The sequence below is a fragment of the Streptomyces sp. NPDC043876 genome, assembly GCF_056435825.1.
Window position 1 is genome coordinate 152286 of record NZ_JBWKDV010000010.1, and the last position, 19931, is coordinate 172216.

Annotated in this window: 14 protein-coding genes; 4 read left to right on the forward strand and 10 right to left on the reverse strand. The window is 73.9% G+C overall.

The features are described 5' to 3' along the window. Window positions 1-82: 82 nt before the first annotated feature. The 4 genes from AC0693_RS28620 to rsmI form a co-directional block, all read right to left on the reverse strand. Window positions 83-1399 carry a ubiquitin-like domain-containing protein gene (locus AC0693_RS28620; RefSeq protein ID WP_478803338.1) on the reverse strand — a complete coding sequence of 439 codons (1317 nt, stop codon included), beginning with the start codon at window positions 1397-1399 and terminating at the stop codon, window positions 83-85. A 755-nt stretch (window positions 1400-2154) separates the two neighbouring features. Beyond that, window positions 2155-3066 (reverse strand): TatD family hydrolase, encoded by a 912-nt coding sequence (locus AC0693_RS28625; RefSeq protein ID WP_478803246.1) that lies wholly within the window; start codon window positions 3064-3066, stop codon window positions 2155-2157. 129 nt (window positions 3067-3195) lie between these two features. Then, on the reverse strand, window positions 3196-3744 hold the full coding sequence (locus AC0693_RS28630) for a hypothetical protein (protein WP_469319485.1): 549 nt from the start codon (window positions 3742-3744) through the stop codon (window positions 3196-3198). A 162-nt stretch (window positions 3745-3906) separates the two neighbouring features. After that, on the reverse strand, window positions 3907-4815 hold the full coding sequence (gene rsmI / locus AC0693_RS28635) for a 16S rRNA (cytidine(1402)-2'-O)-methyltransferase (RefSeq protein WP_478803247.1): 909 nt from the start codon (window positions 4813-4815) through the stop codon (window positions 3907-3909). A gap of 87 nt (window positions 4816-4902) precedes the next feature. On the opposite strand from rsmI, the gene AC0693_RS28640 reads away from it, so the two are divergent. Both AC0693_RS28640 and AC0693_RS28645 read left to right on the forward strand, forming a co-directional pair. Then, complete coding sequence (locus AC0693_RS28640) at window positions 4903-6702, forward strand: dolichyl-phosphate-mannose--protein mannosyltransferase (protein ID WP_469333614.1); 1800 nt, start codon at window positions 4903-4905, stop codon at window positions 6700-6702. 47 nt (window positions 6703-6749) lie between these two features. Then, entirely contained in the window at window positions 6750-8378 is a 1629-nt protein-coding gene (locus tag AC0693_RS28645) for a penicillin-binding transpeptidase domain-containing protein (RefSeq protein WP_478803248.1), read from the forward strand. A 598-nt stretch (window positions 8379-8976) separates the two neighbouring features. On the opposite strand, the gene AC0693_RS28650 is transcribed toward AC0693_RS28645, so the two are convergent. Genes AC0693_RS28650 through AC0693_RS28665 form a run of 4 tightly spaced genes read right to left on the reverse strand, consistent with a single transcriptional unit; the run spans window position 8977 to window position 12789 of the window. Further along, on the reverse strand, window positions 8977-10149 hold the full coding sequence (locus tag AC0693_RS28650; protein WP_478803249.1) for a serine hydrolase domain-containing protein: 1173 nt from the start codon (window positions 10147-10149) through the stop codon (window positions 8977-8979). A gap of 28 nt (window positions 10150-10177) precedes the next feature. Then, window positions 10178-10948: an energy-coupling factor ABC transporter ATP-binding protein gene (locus AC0693_RS28655; RefSeq protein WP_469319480.1), complete on the reverse strand. Its 771-nt coding sequence runs from the start codon at window positions 10946-10948 to the stop codon at window positions 10178-10180. Between the two features lie 13 nt (window positions 10949-10961). Further along, complete coding sequence (cbiQ, locus tag AC0693_RS28660; protein ID WP_469319479.1) at window positions 10962-11723, reverse strand: cobalt ECF transporter T component CbiQ; 762 nt, start codon at window positions 11721-11723, stop codon at window positions 10962-10964. Window position 11724: 1 nt separating this feature from the next. Next, a complete protein-coding gene (locus AC0693_RS28665) occupies window positions 11725-12789 on the reverse strand; it encodes an energy-coupling factor ABC transporter permease (protein ID WP_478803250.1) in 1065 nt (354 codons plus the stop codon). Between the two features lie 180 nt (window positions 12790-12969). On the opposite strand from AC0693_RS28665, the gene AC0693_RS28670 reads away from it, so the two are divergent. Beyond that, complete coding sequence (locus AC0693_RS28670) at window positions 12970-13359, forward strand: SsgA family sporulation/cell division regulator (RefSeq protein WP_356409389.1); 390 nt, start codon at window positions 12970-12972, stop codon at window positions 13357-13359. Between the two features lie 114 nt (window positions 13360-13473). On the opposite strand, the gene AC0693_RS28675 is transcribed toward AC0693_RS28670, so the two are convergent. Then, on the reverse strand, window positions 13474-15690 hold the full coding sequence (locus AC0693_RS28675; RefSeq protein WP_478803251.1) for an MMPL family transporter: 2217 nt from the start codon (window positions 15688-15690) through the stop codon (window positions 13474-13476). A 128-nt stretch (window positions 15691-15818) separates the two neighbouring features. Continuing rightward, entirely contained in the window at window positions 15819-16409 is a 591-nt protein-coding gene (locus AC0693_RS28680; RefSeq protein ID WP_356409394.1) for a TetR/AcrR family transcriptional regulator, read from the reverse strand. Between the two features lie 187 nt (window positions 16410-16596). On the opposite strand from AC0693_RS28680, the gene AC0693_RS28685 reads away from it, so the two are divergent. Further along, window positions 16597-19911, forward strand: a complete 3315-nt coding sequence (locus tag AC0693_RS28685; RefSeq protein WP_478803252.1) for a S41 family peptidase — start codon at window positions 16597-16599, stop codon at window positions 19909-19911. Window positions 19912-19931: the final 20 nt, after the last annotated feature.

Below are 19931 nucleotides of genomic sequence, written 5' to 3' on the forward strand. Positions count from 1 at the left end.
TCCCCGGCCCTGCCGTCCTGGTCCCCGGTCGTGCCGTCCTGGTGCTCGTTGCCGTGCTCTGCGGTGTCGTGCTCTGCGGTGCTCACCGGTAAAGCGTACGGCCGCAGTGGGGCCACGGACTCGCCCCCCGCTGCACGTAGAGCTTCTTGGCGCGGTACGTCTGCTCCGTGCCCGGCGCTTCCTGCGGGCGGCCGGTGCCGCCGAGGCTCTGCCAGGTCTGGACGTCGAACTGGTAGAGGCCGCCGTAGGTGCCGGAGGCGTCGGTGGCGGCGGGGCGGCCGCCGGACTCGCACCGGGCCAGGGCCGCCCAGTCCAGGCCGTCCGCGCCGGCGACCAAGCTGGGCAGCGGGCGCGTGCCGACCTTGACCACCTGCGAGACGGGCTCGCGCAGGACCTCCTCCGCGATCCGGCGGGGTTTCTGGCGGACGCCGTTGACGGTGCGCAGGCTGTAGGTGACCCGGCGGGCGCCGGGGCGGCCGGCCCGCTCGACCACTTCGGTGCCGGCGAACTGGTCCGGGTCCTTGACCCGCTCCACCTCGTACGGGATGCGCTCCTCGCGGACCTCGCGGGTCCCGGTGATGCGCAGCACGGTGACGGTCTGGCCGTCGCGGGGGAAGGAGGCGGGCGGCACGGAGGTGGTGTCCTGCGCGTGGAGAGTGATCCCCGCCTGTTCCAGGGCCTCCTGGACGGTGGCGGCGTTGGTGCGGATGGTGCGTTCGCGGCCGTCGGCCATGAAGGTGACGCTGCGTTCGGTCCGTACGTTCAGGGTCAGTCCGCCGCGCGGGACGGGGGTGGTGCGGGGAGCCGAGAGGTACGCGCCCTCCGCGCGGATGCCGAGCTGGCGCAGTGCGCCGTCCACGGTGGCGGCGGTGGTCCACACCTGGCGGGACCGGCCGTCGAGGGTGAGCCGCAGGGGGCGGCCGTAGCGGACGACGATCTCGTCGCCGTCGTCGAGGGCGGTGGCCGGGGCGGGGGCGACGAGGTCGTGGGCGCCGACGCCCAGGCCCTCGGCCCGCAGCAGTTCGTCGACGTCGTCGGCGAAGGTGTGCAGGGTGCGGGGTACGCCGTCCACGGTGAGGCGGACCGCCTTGTCGGCGGCGACGAAGGCGGAGGTGCCGCCCGCGAGGAAGGCGACGACCAGGGCCTGCGGGACGATCCGGCGCCAGCCGGCGGTGCCTCGGCCGGCCTTGGTGCCCCGGCGCGTGCGGGTCGCCGTGGCGGCCCCGCCGCGTCCGCCGCGCCGGGACCCGCCGTCGCCGCCCGGCCCGGGCCGGGGCGCGGGCGCCGGACCCCCGTCACCCGGGAGGGCGGGGGCCGGGAGGAGGAGCGTCTCGGGCGGGCCGGGGGCGGGGTGGTCCGGCGCGTCCGGTCCGGGCCACGACGCGGGCCAGGGGACCACCCGGCCGCCGCCGGGGGCGGTGTCCGGGGCGGCGTCCGGCCAAGGCGTGCCGAGTGCGTCGGCGAGGTCGGGGGCGCCCAGGCCGCTCAGGGACTCCGGGCGGGGCCAGGGGAGCGGGGATCCGGCCCCGTGGTCCTCGGGGGCGTACGGGCCGGGGTCGGGGTAGGCGTGGTCCGCCGGCGCGTAGGCATGGTCCGCTGACGCGAAGCCGTGGTCCGATGACGCGAAGGCGTGGTCCGCGCCCGGGAAGGGGGCCGGCGGCGCGTAGGAGGCCCCCGGGTCGGTGTACGCGCCCGGGGCCGGGTCCGGTCCCGCGTAGGTGTCCGCACCCCCCGCGCCCTCCCCGTACGGCTCCCCCCAGGCCGGGTCGGCGGCTTCCGCCGGGGGGCGGGCGGGGGCGCCGACGGGCGCGGGGGGCGGGGCCGGGGTGCGGCCGCGGGCGCGGCGGCCCGTGGCGGCCTCCGTCTTGCGGCGGCGCGCGGCGCGGCGGTCCCCGGCGCGGGGGCCCGGGACGGCCGGGTCCTGGTCGTCGGGGGCGGAGCCCGCCTCCGGTGCGGCGGCAGGGGCGGCCGGCTGGTCCCGGCCGCCACGGCGGTGGCTGCCCTGGGTATCGCTCACGACGCTCGCTCCACTGGTCCGGTACCGCTCCCGTTGGTTCGGGCACGGCACCCTAGCGGAGCGTCCGTTACGCAACAAAGCCGCAGGACTACGCAGCGTGTCGCCGGAGGGCGTCCGTCGCACGCGGGGCGGGGGCGTCAGTAGGCGAAGGCCCGCGCCGTGTTCGCCGCCAGCGCCGTCGCCATGGAGTCCTCGTCGGTGCCGCGGGCCGCGGCCATCGCCCGGACGGTGAGCGGGATCAGGTACGGCGCGTTCGGCCGGCCGCGGTAGGGCGCGGGGGTCAGGTACGGCGCGTCCGTCTCGACGAGCAGCAGTTCGGCCGGAGCCACCGCGACGGCTTCGCGCAGCGCCGCCGCGTTCTTGAAGGTGACGGTCCCGGCGAAGGACATGTAGTACCCGGCGGCCGCGCACTCGCGGGCCATTTCGGCGTCGCCGGAGTAGCAGTGGAAGACGGTGCGCTCGGGGGCGCCCTCCTCGCGGAGCACGCGCAGCACGTCGGCGTGGGCCTCGCGGTCGTGGATGACCAGGGCCTTGCCGAGGCGCTTGGCGATCTCGATGTGGGCCCGGAAGGAACGCTCCTGCGCGGCCATGCCCTGGGGGCCCGTGCGGAAGTGGTCGAGGCCGGTCTCGCCGACCGCCTTGACGTGCGGGAGGGCGGCCAGCGCCTCGATCTCGGCGAGGGCGTCGTCGAGTGCGGATTCGCCGCCGCCGGGCCGGGCCCCCTGGCGGGACCAGCCGTCCGGGTCGCCGTGGACGATGCGGGGGGCTTCGTTCGGGTGAAGGGCGACGGCCGCGTGGACGTTCTCGTACGCGGCGGCGGTCTCGGCGGCCCAGCGGGAGCCCTTCACGTCGCAGCCGACCTGGACGACGGTGGTGACGCCCACCGAGGCGGCCTTGCGCAGGGCCTCCTCGACCGTGCCGCTCTGCATGTCGAGGTGGGTGTGGGAGTCCGCCACCGCGACCCGGAGGGGTTCCGGGAGCGGCGGCGGGGTGTCCCGGTCGTCGTCTTTGCGGCGGGGGCTGGACGGGCTGGCGGGGCTGGCGCTCATGGGACCGATCTTATGACCGGCTCGGGCCCCGGACGGCCGCACGGCCCTACGGCCCGGGCCCCGCCGCCCCGGCGCGCGGCCCTACGGCCCCACGCCCCCAGGGCCCCGCACCCGCGCGGCCCCGCTCCCTCAGGCCCCGCGCATCCGCCGCCACATGCGCCCCAGCAGGCCGCCGCCGTCGCTCTCGTCCCGCGCGTCCGGGTCGATCGCGACCGGCCCGGGCGCGTCGTGCAGCCGGGACGTCTTGCGCGGCTTCGGCATCCGCGGTGCCTTCTGGCGGCGCGGGCCGTCGGCTCCGGCCGGGACGGGACCGGCGATCCCGGGCGCGACCCGGTGGTGGTAGAGCTGGTCGAGCATGCCGAGGACGGAGGAGACCTGCCCCTCCCGCATGATCCGCACCACGTGCCCACCGCAGTTCATGCAGGTGGGGTTGGACAGCGGGGAGGGGACCCGTTCGCCGCCCTCGACCGTGTAGACGATGAACGGCTGGCCGCGGCCGTCCACGTGGTGTTCGATCTCGTACGCCTGCTCCCAGCCGTACCCGCACTTCATGCACGCGAAGGAGTAGGCCTCGTGGGCGGTCCGTTCGGGGATGGCGGTTCTGGCGGCGGCGGCGACGATCGGTGCGGGCGCGACCGGCGCGGCCGCGGCGAGCGGGGTGTCTGCGATCTCACTCATGCCAGCTCCTCTGGTCCGCTGGTGTTTCCTTGACCAGTGGACGCCTGTTCCGGCGGGAGCGCATCAGGCCCTGTCCAGTGTTGGACGGCCTTTGGGCCAAGCATGCCCAAAGCGCCCTTTGCGCGGTCTGAGCTTTGCTTTTCAGCCTAGCTCTTTACCGACTTACGGCACCTTTTGTGCCGCATTCTTTGCCGCGACGACCGCGTCGAACACCTCGCGCTTGGGTAGCCCGGCCTCGGCGGCGACCGCGGCGATGGCCTCCTTGCGCCTCTCCCCCGCCTCCTCGCGCACCCGCACCCTGCGCACCAGCTCCTCGGCGTCCACGTCGCCGGGCACCGCGGCGGGCGCGCCTTCGACGACCACCGTGATTTCGCCACGTACGCCCTCGGCGGCCCATTCGGCGAGCGCACCGAGGCCGCCGCGCTTGACCTCTTCGTAGGTCTTGGTCAGTTCGCGGCAGACGGCGGCCCGGCGGCCGGGGCCGAAGACCTCGGCCATCGCGGCGAGGGTGTCGTCGAGGCGGTGCGGGGCCTCGAAGTAGACGAGGGTGCGGCGCTCCCCCTCCACCTCGCGCAGGCGGCCGAGGCGTTCGCCCGCCTTGCGCGGCAGGAAGCCCTCGAAGCAGAACCGGTCCACGGGCAGACCGGACATGGCCAGGGCGGTGAGCACGGCGGACGGCCCGGGGACGGCCGTGACCTTGATGTCCTTCTCCACCGCGGCGGCGACCAGCCGGTAGCCGGGGTCGGACACCGAGGGCATGCCCGCGTCGGTGACGAGCAGCACCCGGGACCCGGCGAGCAGGGCCTCGACCAGTTCGGGGGTGCGCGCGGATTCGTTGCCCTCGAAGTACGACAGGACGCGCCCGGTGGTGTGCACGCCGAGGCCCTGGGTCAGCCGGCGCAGCCGCCGGGTGTCCTCGGCGGCGATCACGTCGGCGCGTTCCAGCTCGGTGGCGAGCCGGGGCGGGGCGTCCGCGAGATCCCCGATCGGGGTGCCGGCGAGGACGAGCACACCCGCCGGGTCGGTGGTCGGGTGGGCGGCTTCGGTACCTCGGGGCTGCGCAGTGGTCACCCGCACATCCTCTCAGCCCGGTGCCCCGGCCGGCCCCGACGGCCCCGGCGCTGGGGTTCCCACAGGGCTGTTCCCTACGATGACCCGGTGACCAGTACCGCGACGCCGCAACCCAGCCCCGCGGGGGCCCCGCCCGCGCCGCCCGGCGACGGCGAGAACGAGCCGCCGACCTGGCTGCGCCGCCTGCGCGGCTTCGGCTACGTGCCGCCCGGCGCGGGGACGGCGGGCGCGTGGAGTCCGCGGAGCGCGGGGCCGCGCGCCGATGTCCGCAGCCGGCTGGTGCCGCCGTACGCGCAGCCGTCGGTGGCGCTGTGGACGGCGCTCGGGGTGCCCGCCTCGGCGACGGCGACGGTGCTGCGGGTGCTGGCCTGGGCGGGTCCGCTGCTGGTGGCGCTGGTGGCCGGGGTACTGCGGTTCGTGCACCTGGGCAGCCCGAAGGCGGTGATATTCGACGAGACGTACTACGCGAAGGACGCCTGGGCGACGATCCGGCAGGGCTACGAGGCGAACTGGCCCAAGGAAATCGACAAGTCGATCCTGGCGAACCCCGACGGGGTGGTGCTGCCGACCGACCCGGGTTACGTCGTGCACCCGCCGGTCGGCAAGTGGGTGATCGGGCTCGGCGAGTGGATGTTCGGCTTCGACCCCTTCGGCTGGCGGTTCATGACCGCGCTGCTCGGCACCCTGTCCGTGCTGATGCTGTGCCGGATCGGGCGGCGGCTGCTGCGCTCCACCTTCCTCGGGTGCCTCGCGGGCGCGCTGATGGCGGTGGACGGGCTGCACCTGGTGATGAGCCGCAACGCGCTCCTCGACCTGGTGCTGATGTTCTTCGTGCTGGCCGCGTTCGGGGCACTGCTGATCGACCGGGACAAGACCCGGGCCAGACTCGCGGCGGCGCTGCCGACGGACGACGAGGGACGCACCCGGCCGGATCCGCTGATCGCCGAGACGCTGCGGCTGGGGTGGCGCCCGTACCGGCTCCTGGCGGGCGTCTGTCTCGGCCTGGCCTTCGGCACCAAGTGGAACGGCCTGATCGTGCTGGCCTTCTTCGGCGTGCTGACGGTGCTGTGGGACGCCGCCGCGCGCCGCGTCGCCGGTGCGGGCGCCCCGTACGCGGCGATGCTGCGCCGGGACGCGCTGCCCGGGTTCGTCTCGACCGTGCCGGTGGCGGTGGCGGTGTACGTCGCCTCGTGGACGGGCTGGATCCTGAGCCCGGACAACGGCAAGGGCGGCTACTTCCGCGACTGGGCGCGGACGCAGGACCAGGGCAGCTCGCTGTCGTTCCTGCCGGAGTGGCTGCGCAGCCTGTGGCACTACGAGACGGAGGTCTACAACTTCCACGTGGGCCTGACCTCGGGCCACACCTACCAGTCCAACCCCTGGAGCTGGCTGGTCCTCGGCCGTCCGGTCTCCTTCTACTACGAGTCCCCCGCGCCCGGCACCGACGGCTGCCCGGCGACCGCGGCGGGCAAGTGCGCGCGCGAGGTGCTGGCGATGGGCACCCCGCTGCTGTGGTGGGCGGGCTGCTTCGCGCTGCTGTACGTGTTGTGGCGCTGGCTGCTGCGCCGCGACTGGCGGGCGGGCGCGATCGTGTGCGCGCTGGCCGCGGGTCTGCTGCCCTGGTTCAACTACCAGGAGCGGACGATCTTCTACTTCTACGCGGTCGTCTTCGTGCCGTACCTGTGCCTGGCGGTGGCCATGATGATCGGCGCGCTGCTGGGCCCGGCCGGATCGTCGGAGCGGCGGCGGGCGCTCGGGGCGATCGGGGCGGGCGTCCTGGTCCTGCTGATCGTGTGGAACTTCATCTACTTCTGGCCCCTCTATACCGGCCAGTCGATCCCCATGGACTCCTGGCGGGGCCGGATGTGGCTGGACACCTGGGTGTAGCGCGCTGAACATGTTCAGACAGAGGTGACTCCTGGGGAGGGGGCTGTATGAACGGGGCGGCGAAGGGTGCCATCGTCGGCGGGGTGTTCCTGACGATGGTCGGCGCGGCGGGGTACGGGGCGTACGCGCTGGTCGGCGAGGGGTCCGGGGGTAGTTCCGGGGGCGGGACGCAGAGCCGGGCGGAGCGGCGGACCGGGCCGCCCGACGGCAAGGAGACGGCCGAGGCGGCCCGGGCGTTCCTGGCGGCCTGGGCCGCGGGGGACGAGCGGGCCGCGGCGGACCTGACGAACAATCCGGCCGTCGCGCAGGGTGCGGTGGGCGAGTTCAGGACGAAGGCGTTCGTCTCGAAGGCCGTCATCACGCCCGGTACGGCGACGGGGACCACGGTGCCGTTCACGGTGGCGGCCGAGGTGACCTACGACGGGGTCACCAAGCCGCTGGCCTACGAGTCCCGGCTGACGGTGGTCCGCGGGCTGACCACCGGCAAGGCGCTGGTCGACTGGCAGCCCGGCATCCTGCACCCGCAGCTGCGGAAGGACGAGAAGCTGCGGACGGGCGCGCCCGCGGCCCCGCCGGTCAAGGCGGTCGACCGCGACGGCGTGGAGCTGACAGCGCAGAAGTACCCGTCGCTGAAGCCGGTCCTGGAGCAGCTGCGCAAGACCTACGGTCCGACGGCGGGCGGCACCCCGGGCGTCGAGACGTGGATCGAGCCGGCCGCGCCGGACGCCCCGAAGCGGGTTCTGCTGACGCTGGCGGAAGGGAAGCCGGGCCTGCTGAAGACGGTGCTCGACGCGGACGTGCAGGAGGCCGCCGAGAAGGCGGTCGCCGCGTATCCGGAGTCCTCGGTGGTCGCGCTCCAGCCGAGCACGGGGCACATCCTGGCGGTCGCCAACCACCGGGCGGACGGCTTCGACGCTGCCGTCCAGGGCACCCGGGCGCCGGGCTCCACGATGAAGATCGTGACGGCGTCGATGCTGATCAACCGGGGGGTGGTGAGCGCGGACAAGACGGTGGAGTGTCCGAAGACGGTGTCGGGAGGCGGCCGCTCCTTCCACAACCTGGAGAACATGGAGCTGAAGGGTGCGAGCTTCGCGACCAGCTTCGCCAAGTCCTGCAACACGGCCTTCATCGGGCAGATGAAGGCGGTGGGCGACGAGTCGGCGCTGGCGGACGAGGCGCGGCAGGTCTTCGGGCTGGGGCTGGAGTGGAAGGCGGGCTTCACGGTCTTCGACGGCGACGTGCCGGATGCGGTGGGTCCCGAGGCGGCGGCCGAGTACATCGGCCAGGGCCGGATTCGGATGAGCCCGCTGAACGTCGCCTCCGTCACGGCGACGGCGCGGACGGGGGTCTTCCGGCAGCCGGTGATCATCGCGGAGGGCGTGGGCGAGCGGGTGCCGGCGCGGGCCGAGCGGCAGATGAAGCCGGGCACCTCGCGGCAGCTGACGCAGATGATGCGCCAGACCGCGACGGCGGGCACGGCGGCCGGGGTGATGGCGTCGGTCGGCGGGGACAAGGGGGCGAAGACGGGGTCGGCGGAGGTCGACGGTGCGGGGAGCCCGGACAGCTGGTTCACGGGCTTCAGCGATGACGTGGCCGCCGCCGCCATGGTCCAGTCCGGCGGCCACGGCTCCGACGCGGCGGGCCCTTTGGTAGCCCGCGTCCTGAAGGCGGGCTGACCCCGGGGGCGGGACCTTCCCCGGTCCCGTAACCCCGGCCGACCTCGGCCCCGCCGGCGCCCACAGCCCCGGCGGGCCACCCATCAGTCCCGCCGGACCACATCCAGCCCCGTCGGCGATTGAGGCGCGGGTCCGGGCAGCGCCCCGGTCGCCTCCGGCGGGCCCTCAAACGCCGGGCAGGCTGGAAATGCCCCACCCCACGTCGGCCATACCCAGCCCCGCCGGCGTTTGAGGCGCGGGCCCGGGCAGCGCCCCGGGTCGCCTCCGGCGGGCCCTCAAACGCCGGGCAGGCTGGAAATGCCCCACCCCACGTCGGCCATACCCAGCCCCGCCGGCGTTTGAGGCGCGGCGCGGGCCGCCCCCGACCCCGGCCCGGCGGGCAGACGTGGCTCCGCCCGACCATCCCCAGCCCCGCCGGCGATTGAGGCCCGGGCCCGGGCAGCGCCCCGGTCGCCTCCGGCGGCCCTCAAACGCCGGGCGGGCTGGGAATGCCCCACCTCGGGGGACGCCACTCAGCCCCGCGGGCAGGCGGTGAATGACCCGGCCCCGGGGGTCACTGGCCCAGCCCCGCCGGCGTTTGAGGCGCGGGCCGCGGTCCCTACAGGGTGGTGCGGAGGGCGCGGAGGAGGGATTGGGCTCGGGGGTCGGCGGTGACCGAGGGGGTCAGGGTGTTGGTGACGTAGCCGAAGGCGAGGCCGGACTCGGGGTCCGCGAAGCCGAGGGATCCGCCGCGGCCGGGGTGGCCGAAGGAGGCCGGGGACAGCAGCGGCGACGCCGGCCCGTGCAGCATGTACCCGGGCCCGAAGCGCGTGCCGACCACCAGCACCCGGTCGGCCCCGCCGGACAGCTCCCGCCCCGCCAGCGCCAGCGTCCCCGGCGCGAACAGCCGCCGCCCCGCCCCCTCGACGTCGCCGAGCGTGGCGGCGTAGAACCCGGCCAGCGCCCGGGCGGTGCCGATCCCGTTGGAGCCGGGGAGCTCCGCGGCCCGGTAGCCGGGGTCGTTCTCGTCCGGCGCCGGGCCAATCGCGCCGAACGCGCGCCGGGTCAGCGACCCGGGGTCGGCGTAGGCCTCGGCGACCTCCCGCTTGGGCCGGGTCTTCAGGGCGCCGGTGGCCGGCGGGGCCTCGACGGCGGCCACGCGCCCCACCCGCCCCGCCGCATCCGCCGGCACCCCGATCCGGAAGTCGAGGCCGAGCGGCCCGGTGACCTCCTCGGCCAGCCAGTTGCCCAGCGAGGCCCCGGTGACCCGCAGGACCAGCTCGCCCAGCAGCCAGCCGAAGGTGTGCGGGTGGTAGCCGTGCGCGGTGCCGGGCTCCCAGGAGGCCGGCTGTGCGGCGACCGCGCGCGGCCCGGAGATCCCGTCGGCGGCCTGCGCGGGGCTCAGCGGCCGGTCCAGGGCCGGTATCCCGGCGCGGTGCGCGAGCACGTCGCGGACCAGGGCCCGCTCCTTGCCGCCCGCCTTGAACTCGGGCCAGTACGCCGCGACGGGCGCGTCGAGGTCGAGCAGCCCCCGCTGGTGCAGCAGCAGCGGGACGGCGGCGGCGAAGCCCTTGGTGGCGGAGCGGACGATCTGCGCGGTGTCCCGTTCCCAGGGCGTCGCGCCCGGGCCGCTCGCGTCCGCGTCCCGCACCCCGCCCCACAGGTCGACGACCTTGCGGCCGTCGCGGTAGACGGCGACGGCCGCGCCCCGGTCCCCGAGCGCCTCGAAGTTGCGTACGAAGGCCTCCCGGACCGGCTCGTAGCCGTCCGCCACCTCACCCTGAATGTTCACGAGCGGTGCAACACCCGGGGATCGGTGCTTATGCCACGGACACGGACCGGGGGTCGAAGCCGAACGGCAGCTCCAGCCGGTGCGCCCGCATCAGCGTCTCGTCGCACAGCAGGTCCTGGGTACGTCCGTCGGCGGCGATGACCCCTTCGCTGAGGATCACGGCGCGGGAGCACAGTTCGAGGGCGTAGGGCAGGTCGTGGGTGACCATCAGGACGGTGACGTCCAGGGAGCGCAGGATGTCGGCCAGTTCGCGCCGCGAGGCCGGGTCGAGGTTCGAGGACGGCTCGTCGAGGACCAGGATCTCCGGTTCCATGGCGAGGACGGTCGCGACGGCGACCCGGCGGCGCTGCCCGAAGGAGAGGTGGTGCGGGGGACGGTCGGCGAAGTCGGCCATGCCGACGCGTTCCAGGGCGCCGCGCACCCGGGCCTCCAGCGCGTCCCCGCGCAGGCCTGCGGCGGCCGGCCCGAAGGCGACGTCCTCGCGGACGGTCGGCATGAAGAGCTGGTCGTCGGGGTCCTGGAAGACGATCCCGACCCGGCGCCGGATCTCGGCGAAGTTCCGCTTCTCCACGGGCAGCCCGGCGACGGTGACGGTGCCGACGCCGCCGGTCAGGATGCCGTTGAGGTGCAGGACGAGGGTGGTCTTGCCCGCGCCGTTGGGTCCGAGCAGCGCGACGCGCTCTCCGCGCGCGACGGTCAGGTCGACGCCGAAGAGGGCCTGGTGCCCGTCGGGGTAGGCGTAGGCGAGCCCGGACACGTCGAGGGAGGGGGCGGTCGGGGGTGTGGTCACGGGGTCCATCCCATCGGAGAGGTCACAGGGTCCATCCCAGCAGGCAGACGGCCAGGGCCGCCACCGGCAGTGCGGCGGCGCGGGCCCATTGGGCGCGGGTGGCGGTGACCTCGTCGATCACCGGCATGGAGCCGGCGTAGCCGCGGCTGACCATCGCCAGGTAGACGCGCTCGCCGCGTTCGTAGGAGCGGATGAAGAGGGCTCCCGCGGTCTTGGCGAGGACGCCCCAGTGGCGCACGCCGCGCGCCTCGAAGCCGCGGGAGCGGCGGGCGATGGACATCCGGCGCAGCTCGTCGCTGATCACGTCGCCGTAGCGGATCATGAACGAGGCGATCTGGACGAGCAGGGGCGGCAGCCTGAGCTGCTGGAGGCCGAGCAGCAGGGCGCGCAGTTCGGTGGTGGAGGCGAGCAGGACGGACGCGGCGACGCCCAGGGTGCCCTTGGCCAGGACGTTCCAGGCGCCCCACAGGCCCGAGACGCTGAGCGACATGCCGAGGACGTCGACCCGCTCGCCTTCGGCCACGAAGGGCATCAGGACGGCGAAGGCGACGAACGGCACCTCGATCAGCATCCGCTTGAGGAGGAACCCGGCGGGGATCCGGGCTGCCGCGGCGACCCCGGCGAGCAGGACGGTGTACAGGCCGAAGGCCCACACCGCCTCGCGGGGGGTGGACACGACGACCAGGACGAAGCAGAAGGCGGCGGCGAGCTTGCAGTGCGGCGGCAGCGCGTGGACCGCGGTGCGCCCCTGCCGGTAGAGCGTGTGGGCGTGGCCGGCGCCCATGTCAGTGCGCCGCGACGGCGGGTGCGTCCGTACGGTCGTCCGCGCGGCGGCGGCGGACGGCCCAGAAGACGCCGGAGCCGACCGCGATGGTCGCGCCGACGCCGATGACCCCGGCGAGGCCGCCGGAGAGACGGGCGTCGTCGACGTCCTTGACGCCGTAGTCGGCGAGCGGGGAGTCGGCGGCGGCGTGCTCGGTGACCTTCCGGTCGATGCCCTGGTCGGCGGCGACCTTCTCCAGGCCGTCGGGGCTGGCGGAGGCGTAGTAGGAGGCGAACCCGGCCAGCAGCAGGGCGGTGACCAGGCCGGTCGCCCACACCGTGCGGGTCGGGCGGGTGGCGCTCGCGGCGGCCGGGACCCGGGCCGGGGCGGCGGCGGGCGCGTCGACCAGGCGGCCGTCCACGCGGAGCTTGAGCGGGGTGGCCAGGCCGTGCGCGCCGTGGACGAGGTCGGGGCGGACGGCGAGTACGGCGCCCACGGTGAGGGCGGTGATGGCGGCCTCGCCGATGCCGATGAGGACGTGGACGCCGACCATGGCGGTGAAGACCTTGCCGGTGGACACGTCGGTGGTGCCGCCGAGGGCGTAGAGGAGCGTGAACATGCCGGCGGCGGCGGGCACCGAGAGGAGCGCGCCGGTGAAGGCGGCGGCGGTCACGGAGCGCCGGGTGTCCGGGAGGACCTTGAGCAGGGCGCGGAAGACGGCGTAGGCGACGATCACGGTCACCACGGCCATGTTCACGACGTTGACGCCGAGGGCGGTCAGGCCGCCGTCGGCGAAGAGGAGGCCCTGCATGAGCAGGACCACCGAGACGCAGAGCACCCCCGTGTAGGGCCCGACGAGGACCGCGGCGAGCGCCCCGCCCAGGAGGTGGCCGCTGGTGCCGGCCGCGACCGGGAAGTTGAGCATCTGGACGGAGAAGATGAAGGCGGCGACGAGACCGGCGAGCGGCGCGGTGCGCTCGTCCAGTTCCTTGCGGGCGCCCCGCAGGCTCATGGCGACGGCGCCCGCGGCGACGACTCCGGCTGCTATCGAGACGGGGGCGTTGATGAAGCCGTCGGGCACATGCATGGGGGCTGCTCCGCTTCCTGCGGTGAAGGGTCGAGGTCTTTAACCGTTCAAGAATAGTGCCCACTTGCAAATCGTTGGCAAGAGCGCTCCCGTCACAAAAAGCGCCTCGCGCGTTCGTCGGAATATGCGACTCTGGGGTGAATAAGGACGTATTTGTCCAGCTTTAGAGGAGACCGGTCGATGTCTGCCACCGCCGACAATCCCCCCACGGCCACCGTCGCCCGCGCCGTCGAGGTGCGCGCCACCGCCCGTGTCATCAGCGACGATCCCCTCTACCGGAAGATCCCGGTCGCCCTGCGCTTCAGCCCCGACGAGCCCCTGGCCGTGCGGATCGTCTTCCCCCCGGACCTCTCTCCCGAGGGCACGGAGAACGAGTGGGTCTTCCCCCGGGCCCTGCTGGAGGCCGGCCTCCAGGCCCCGACCGGCACCGGCGACATCCGCGTCTGGCCGTGCGGCCGGGTGCAGGCGATCGTCGAGTTCCACTCGCCCGAGGGGGTCGCGGTGATCCAGTTCGACATCGCGGGGCTGCGCCGCTTCCTGCGCCGTACGTACGGGACCCTCACCCGGTAGGCGTACCGGCCCCCCACGGAATCGGGCCCCGCAGGGCCGCACGGAAACGGGCCCGGCCCCGCACCCCCTGGACGGGGGGTGCGGGGCCGGGCGCGTACAGCAGCAGCGCGCAACTCAGACCTTGACCAGCTCGCGGTCCGCGTCCGGGCCCTCGGCGGCGCTCCTGGCGGCGAGGTGCTTGCGCAGGCTCTCGCCCTCCACGTCCACGTCGGGCAGGATCCGGTCCAGCCAGTGGGGCAGCCACCAGGCCTTGTGGCCGAGCAGGGCCAGGACCGCCGGGACGATGGCCATGCGGACCACGAAGGCGTCGAAGAACACCGCGACCGCGAGGCCGAAGCCGATCATCTTGACCATCTGCTCGCTGGCCCCGATGAAGCCGGAGAACACCGCGATCATGATGACGGCGGCGGCCACGACGACCCGCGCGCTGTACTGGAAGCCGGTCACGACGGCCTGGCCCGGGCGCTCGCCGTGCACGTACGCCTCGCGCATCCGGGTGACCAGGAAGACCTCGTAGTCCATGGCCAGACCGAAGACGACGCCCACCATGAAGATCGGCATCATCGACATGATCGGGCCGGTCTGCTCCACGCCGAAGAGCGAGCCGAGCCAGCCCCACTGGAAGACCGCGACGACCGCGCCGAGGGCCGCGACGACCGACAGCAGGAAGCCGAGGGCCGCCTTGAGCGGGACCAGCACCGAGCGGAAGACCAGCATCAGCAGCAGGAAGGCGAGGCCGACGACGAGCGCCAGGTACGGCAGCAGCGCGTCGTTCATCTTCTGCGAGAAGTCGATGTTCATCGCGGTCGCGCCGGTGACGTAGACGTTCTCGCCGTTGCCCCCGCGGATCTCGTGGACGAGGTCCTCGGTCTTCTTGGAGGACGGGCGGTCCTCCGGGATCACCGTGATCACCGCGGCGTCGGCGGCCTCGTTGAGCGCGGGCTTGGTGACCGCGACGACGCCGTCGAGCTTCTTGATCCGGTCGGCGGTGCTGTCGGCGAGGCTCTGCCCGCCGTTGACCACGACCATCAGCGGGCCGTTGAAGCCCGGCCCGAAGCCGTCGGAGAGCAGGTCGTACGCCTTGCGCTGGGTGGTGGAGACGGGCTGGGCGCCGTCGTCCGGGAGGCCCATCTCCAGGCTGCTCGCCGGGATCGCGATCGCGCCGAGGCCGATCACGCCGACCAGCAGCACCATGACCGGGCGGCGCAGGACGAAGCGGGCCCAGCGGGTGCCGCCGTTCGGCCGCTCCTCCGGGTTGCCGTCCTTGCCCGTGCGGGGCGCGCGGCCCTTGCCGAAGAGCTTGCTCTTCGTACCGGCGGGCAGCACCTTGCGGCCCGCGAAGCCGAGGATGGCGGGGACCAGGGTCAGCGCCACGAGGACCGCGATGACGACGGTGCCGGCGGCCGCGAAGCCCATCTTGCTCAGCATCGGGATGTTGACGACGGCCAGCCCCACGAGGGCGATGACCACGGTCAGACCGGCGAAGACGACAGCGGAACCAGCGGTTCCGGCGGCCCGTCCGGCGGCCTCGTCCCGGGCGTGGCCCTCGGCCAGCTCCGCGCGGTAGCGGGAGACGATGAAGAGCGCGTAGTCGATGCCGACCGCGAGGCCGATCATCATCGCGAGCGTGGAGGTGGTGGAGCCGAGGTCGAGCACGTTGGCGAGCGCGGTGATGGAGGAGACGCCGATCCCGACGCCGATCAGTGCGGTGAGCAGCGGCAGTCCGGCCGCGATCAGCGAGCCGAAGGTGATGACCAGGACGATCGCGGCGATGACGATGCCGATGATCTCGCCGGAGCCGGTCTCGGGCGCCGCCATGAGCGCGTCGCCGCCGATCTCGACGGTCAGCCCGTGCGCCTGGGCGTCCTTGCCGGACTCCTTCAGCGCGTCGCGGGTCTTGTCGGTCAGCTCCATGCCGCTGACCTTGTACTTCGCGCTGATGTAGGCGGTGGAGCCGTCCTGGCTGGTGGCCTGGGTCTGGTACGGGTCCGCGACCGAGGCGATTTGGTCGGCGCCGGCGCCGGACTTCAGACCGGAGACGATCTTCTCGACCTCGGTCTTGATGCCGGGGTCGGTGACCTTCTGACCCGCCGGGGCCTTGATCACGACGCGGGCGGTGGCGCCGTCGGCGGCCATGCCGGGGAAGCGCTGGTCGAGCAGGTCGAAGGCCTTCTGGGCCTCCGTGCCGGGTATCGAGAACGATCCGGAGGTGGGCGCGGAGGCGGACGCCGCGCCGAATATGGCGACGAAGAGCAGCGCCACCCAGGCGAGGGCGACGAAGCGGCGGCGCCGGAAGGCGCCCCGGCCGAGCCGGTAGAGGAAGGTGGCCACGTCGGCGGTTCTCCCGTTCGGGTCGTGGGATGGATCCGGGATGGATCAGGGCGTGAGGAGCCGGCCCGACGACGAGAGCGGCGTGTCAGGAGCAGCAAAAAAGGGTCGAAAGGGCCGAGAAGCGGAACTCAGACGCCGAGGGCGGGGAAGACCACGGCATCGATGAACTGGCCGAGGAAGGCCCGGTCCACCGACCGGTCCTCGATCAGCGGGAGCGCGATGAACGCCCCGATGAGCATGTGGGGTACGAAGTCGAGCGCGGGACAGTCGGCGGCGATCTCGCCCCGGTCCACCGAGCGCCGCAGCATCACCTGGAGGCCGTTGAGCTCCGGGTCGACCAGCAGGTCGCGCAGTGCCTTGTGGAGTTCGGGGCTTTCGTGGACGGCGTGCGCGAGGCCGCGCATCAGCGCGGTGTCCTTCGCCATCTGGTCGTCGTCGGAGTGCTCGACCATCAGGGCGAAATCGCCGCGCAGGCTGCCCGTGTCGATGTCCCGCAGCGAGACCGGCTGGGTACATCGCAGGGCCTTGGCGACCAGCTCCGGCTTGCTCCCCCACTGGCGGTAGAGGGTGGCCTTGCTGGACTTGGTGCGGGCCGCGACCGCGTCCATCGTCAGTGCTTCGTAGCCGACCTCGCGGAGCAGGTCCAGGACCGCCCCGTGCAGTTCGGCCTCCCGCTCGGGGGTGATCCGGCTGCGCCGTGACAAGACCTCTTCGGTCATTTCCACGTCCCTTCCACCGGTCGCTTCCCGAACGGATGCGGTGCGTACTCCCCCGACGATACCCGCGCGACTAACGAAACGAAACCGTTCCGTTTCGTTTGCGGCGTGTCATGTGTCACGCCGGTTCACCTGTACGAGATGCGCGGTCCGAGTTGCCCGCACCCCCCGGCGCGGAAAGCATTGGGGGGTGAGTCACGACGTCGCGTACCTCCGGTTCCCGCACCTGCACGACGACATGCTGTGTTTCGCCACTGAGGACGATCTTTGGGTGGCGCCCTTGGTTCCTCCTGGAGAACCGGTCGGCCGCGCCTGGCGGCTCACCGTCGACCGGACCCGGGTCGGGCACCCCCGCTTCTCCCCCGACGGCCGCCACATCGCCTTCACCACCTGGCGCAGCCTCGACCCGGAGATCCACCTCGCGCCGGTCGACGGCGGTCCCGCCCGCCGGCTGAGCCACTGGGGCTCCACCGACACCCGGGTGTGCGGCTGGACCCCGCCCGACAAGGACGGCCGCAGCGACATCCTGGCGGTCTCCTCGCACGGCCAGCCCTTCTCCTACTTCTCCTGGGCCTACCGCCTGCCCACCGACGGCAGCCCCGGCGGCCGACTGCCCTGGGGCCCGGTCTCCGACATCGCCGTCCAGGAAGCGGAGGACGGCGAGCGCCGGACCCTGCTGCTGACCGGCAAGCCCCCGCACGAGCCCGCCGCCTGGAAGCGCTACCGCGGCGGCGCCACCGGGCGGCTGTGGCTGCACGGCGAGCGGCTGCTGGAGGGCATCGAGGGCCACCTCGACGCCCCGATGTTCGTGGGCGGCCGGATCGCCTTCCTCTCCGACCACGAGGGCGTCGGCAACCTGTACTCCTGCCTGCCCGACGGCAGCGGCCTGCGCCGGCACACCGACCACGCCGAGTTCTACGCACGGCACGCCTCCAGCGACGGCACCCGCGTCGTCTACCAGTGCGCGGGCGACCTGTGGCTCGTCGACTCCCTCGCGCCCGGCGCCGTACCGCGCAAGCTGGAGGTGCGCCTGGGCGGACCGCGCGCGGGGCGGCGTACGTACCAGGTCGCGGCGGCCAGTCACGTGGACTCCCTGTCGGTGGACTCCACCGGGCGGGCCAGCGCCGTCGTGGTGCGCGGCAGCCTGTACTGGCTGACCCACCGCGACGGGCCCGCGCGGACCATCGCCGACACCCCGGGCGTGCGGGTGCGGATGCCGGAGATGCTGGGCAGCGGCGGGCAGGTCGCCTACGTCACGGACGCGGAGGGCGAGGACGCGGTCGAGATCGCCTACCTGCCCCGGGCCAGCGGGGAGCGGGAGCCGCGGCGGCTGGCCTCGGGCGCGCTGGGGCGCGTACTGGAGCTGGTCGCGGACCCGGACGGGGAGCGGCTCGCGATCGCCTCCCACGACGGCCGGCTGCTGCTGATCACGGTGTCCGAAGAAGCGGCTGCCGCCGCGGGGACGGACGAGTCCGACGGGGAGGTCACCGAGCTGATCCGCTCCGCCAACGGGCCGGTGACCGACCTGGCCTTCTCGCCCGACGGATGCTGGCTGACCTGGTCGCACCCGGGGATCGGGCGTTCGCTGCGGCAGATCAAGATGGCGCGGATCTCCGGGCCCGGCGGGCCGACGATCGTCGACGTCACCAACGGCCGCTTCGAGGACGAGAACCCGGTCTTCACCCGGGACGGCCGCTATCTGGCGTTCCTGTCGTGGCGCGGCTTCGACCCGGTCTACGACGTGCACACCGGGGACCTGTCCTTCCCGCTGGGCTGCCGCCCCTACCTGGTGCCGCTGTCCTCGGCGACCCCCTCGCCCTTCGCCCTGTCCGCGGACGGGCGCCCGGCGGCGGGCGGCCTGGATCCGGTGGAGGGGAACGCCGACACGGGGGACGGTGCGGTGACGGTCGAGGTGGAGGGCCTGGAGAGCCGGGTGACGCCCTTCCCGGTGACCGCCTCCAAGTACTCCGCGCTGTACCCGGTGAGCGGGGGCGGCCTGGTGTGGCTGCGCTGGCCCATCTCCGGCGCGCTCGGCGAGACCTTCGCCAACCCCGCCGACACCAGCGGCAAACCGACGCTGGAGCACTTCGACATCACCAAGGCCCGCAAGAGCGAACTGGCCGCCGGGCTCGACTGGTTCGCCGTCAGCGGCGACGGGTCCCGGCTCGTCGTCAACGACGACGGGGACCTGCGCGCCGTACCGGCGACCGAGTCCGGGGACAGCGACTCGACGGTCTACCTCGACCTGCGGCGGATCCTGCACGAGGTGGACCCGGCCGCCGAGTGGCGCCAGGCCTTCGAGGAGGCCGGGCGGATCATCCGCGCCTACTTCTGGGAACCGGGGATGTGCGGGATCGACTGGGACGGCGTCCTGCGCCAGTACCGCCCGCTGGTCGAACGGGTCGCCTCCCCCGACGAGTTCGCCGACCTGCTGCGCGAGGTCCTCGGCGAGCTGGGCACCTCGCACGCCTACGTCTCCCCCGCGCGCCGCAACGAGGGCCCCCCGCACTACCAGCGCGCGATCGGGCTGCTGGGCGCCAACCTGGTGCCCCGCGACGGCGCCTGGGTGGTCGCCCGGATCCTGCCCGGCGACTCCTCCGACTCCAAGGCCCGCTCCCCCCTGGCGGGCACCGGGATCCGCGAGGGCGCGGTGCTCACGCATGTGGACGGGCGGCCGGTGGACCCGGTGGCCGGCCCCTACCCGCTGCTGTCGGCGGCGGGCGGGACCACGGTCGAGCTGACCTTCCGGCCCGCCGAGGGCGAGGGCGGCGCGCGCCGCGTGGCGATCGTCCCCCTCGTCGACGAACGGCCGCTGCGCTACCAGGACTGGGTGGCCAAGCGCCGGGAGGTGGTCCGCGAACTGAGCGGCGGCCAGTGCGGCTACCTGCACATCCCGGACATGGGCGGCTCCGGCTGGGCCCAGTTCAACCGGGACCTGCGCCTGGAGGTCTCGCGGCCCGCCCTGCTCGTCGACGTCCGCGGCAACGCGGGCGGGCACATCAGCGAACTGGTGGTGGAGAAGCTCACCCGCTCGATCCTGGGCTGGGACCTGACCCGCAACGCCCAGCCCGTCTCGTACGCCTCGAACGCGCCGCGCGGCCCGATCGTCGCCCTGGCCGACGAGGCCACCTCCTCGGACGGCGACATGATCACCGCGGCCTTCAAACTCCTGGGCCTGGGACCGGTGGTGGGCCAGCGCACCTGGGGCGGGGTCGTCGGCATGACCGGCCGTCACACCCTGGGCGACGGCACGGTGATCACGGTGCCGATGAACGCCGCCTGGTTCCCCGAGTACGGCTGGTCGGTCGAGAACCACGGCGTGGAGCCGGACCTGGCGATGCTGCGCACCCCGCTCGACTGGGCGGAGGGGCGGCACGTGCAGCTCGACGACGCGGTGCACCTGGCGCTGGAGCTGCTGGAACAGGACCCGGCGGCCGTGCCGCCCGGCTACGCGGACGTCCCCGACCGGCGCCGCCCGAAGCTGCCGCCGAGGTCCGACGACTGACCGCAACTGATCGAAATGCG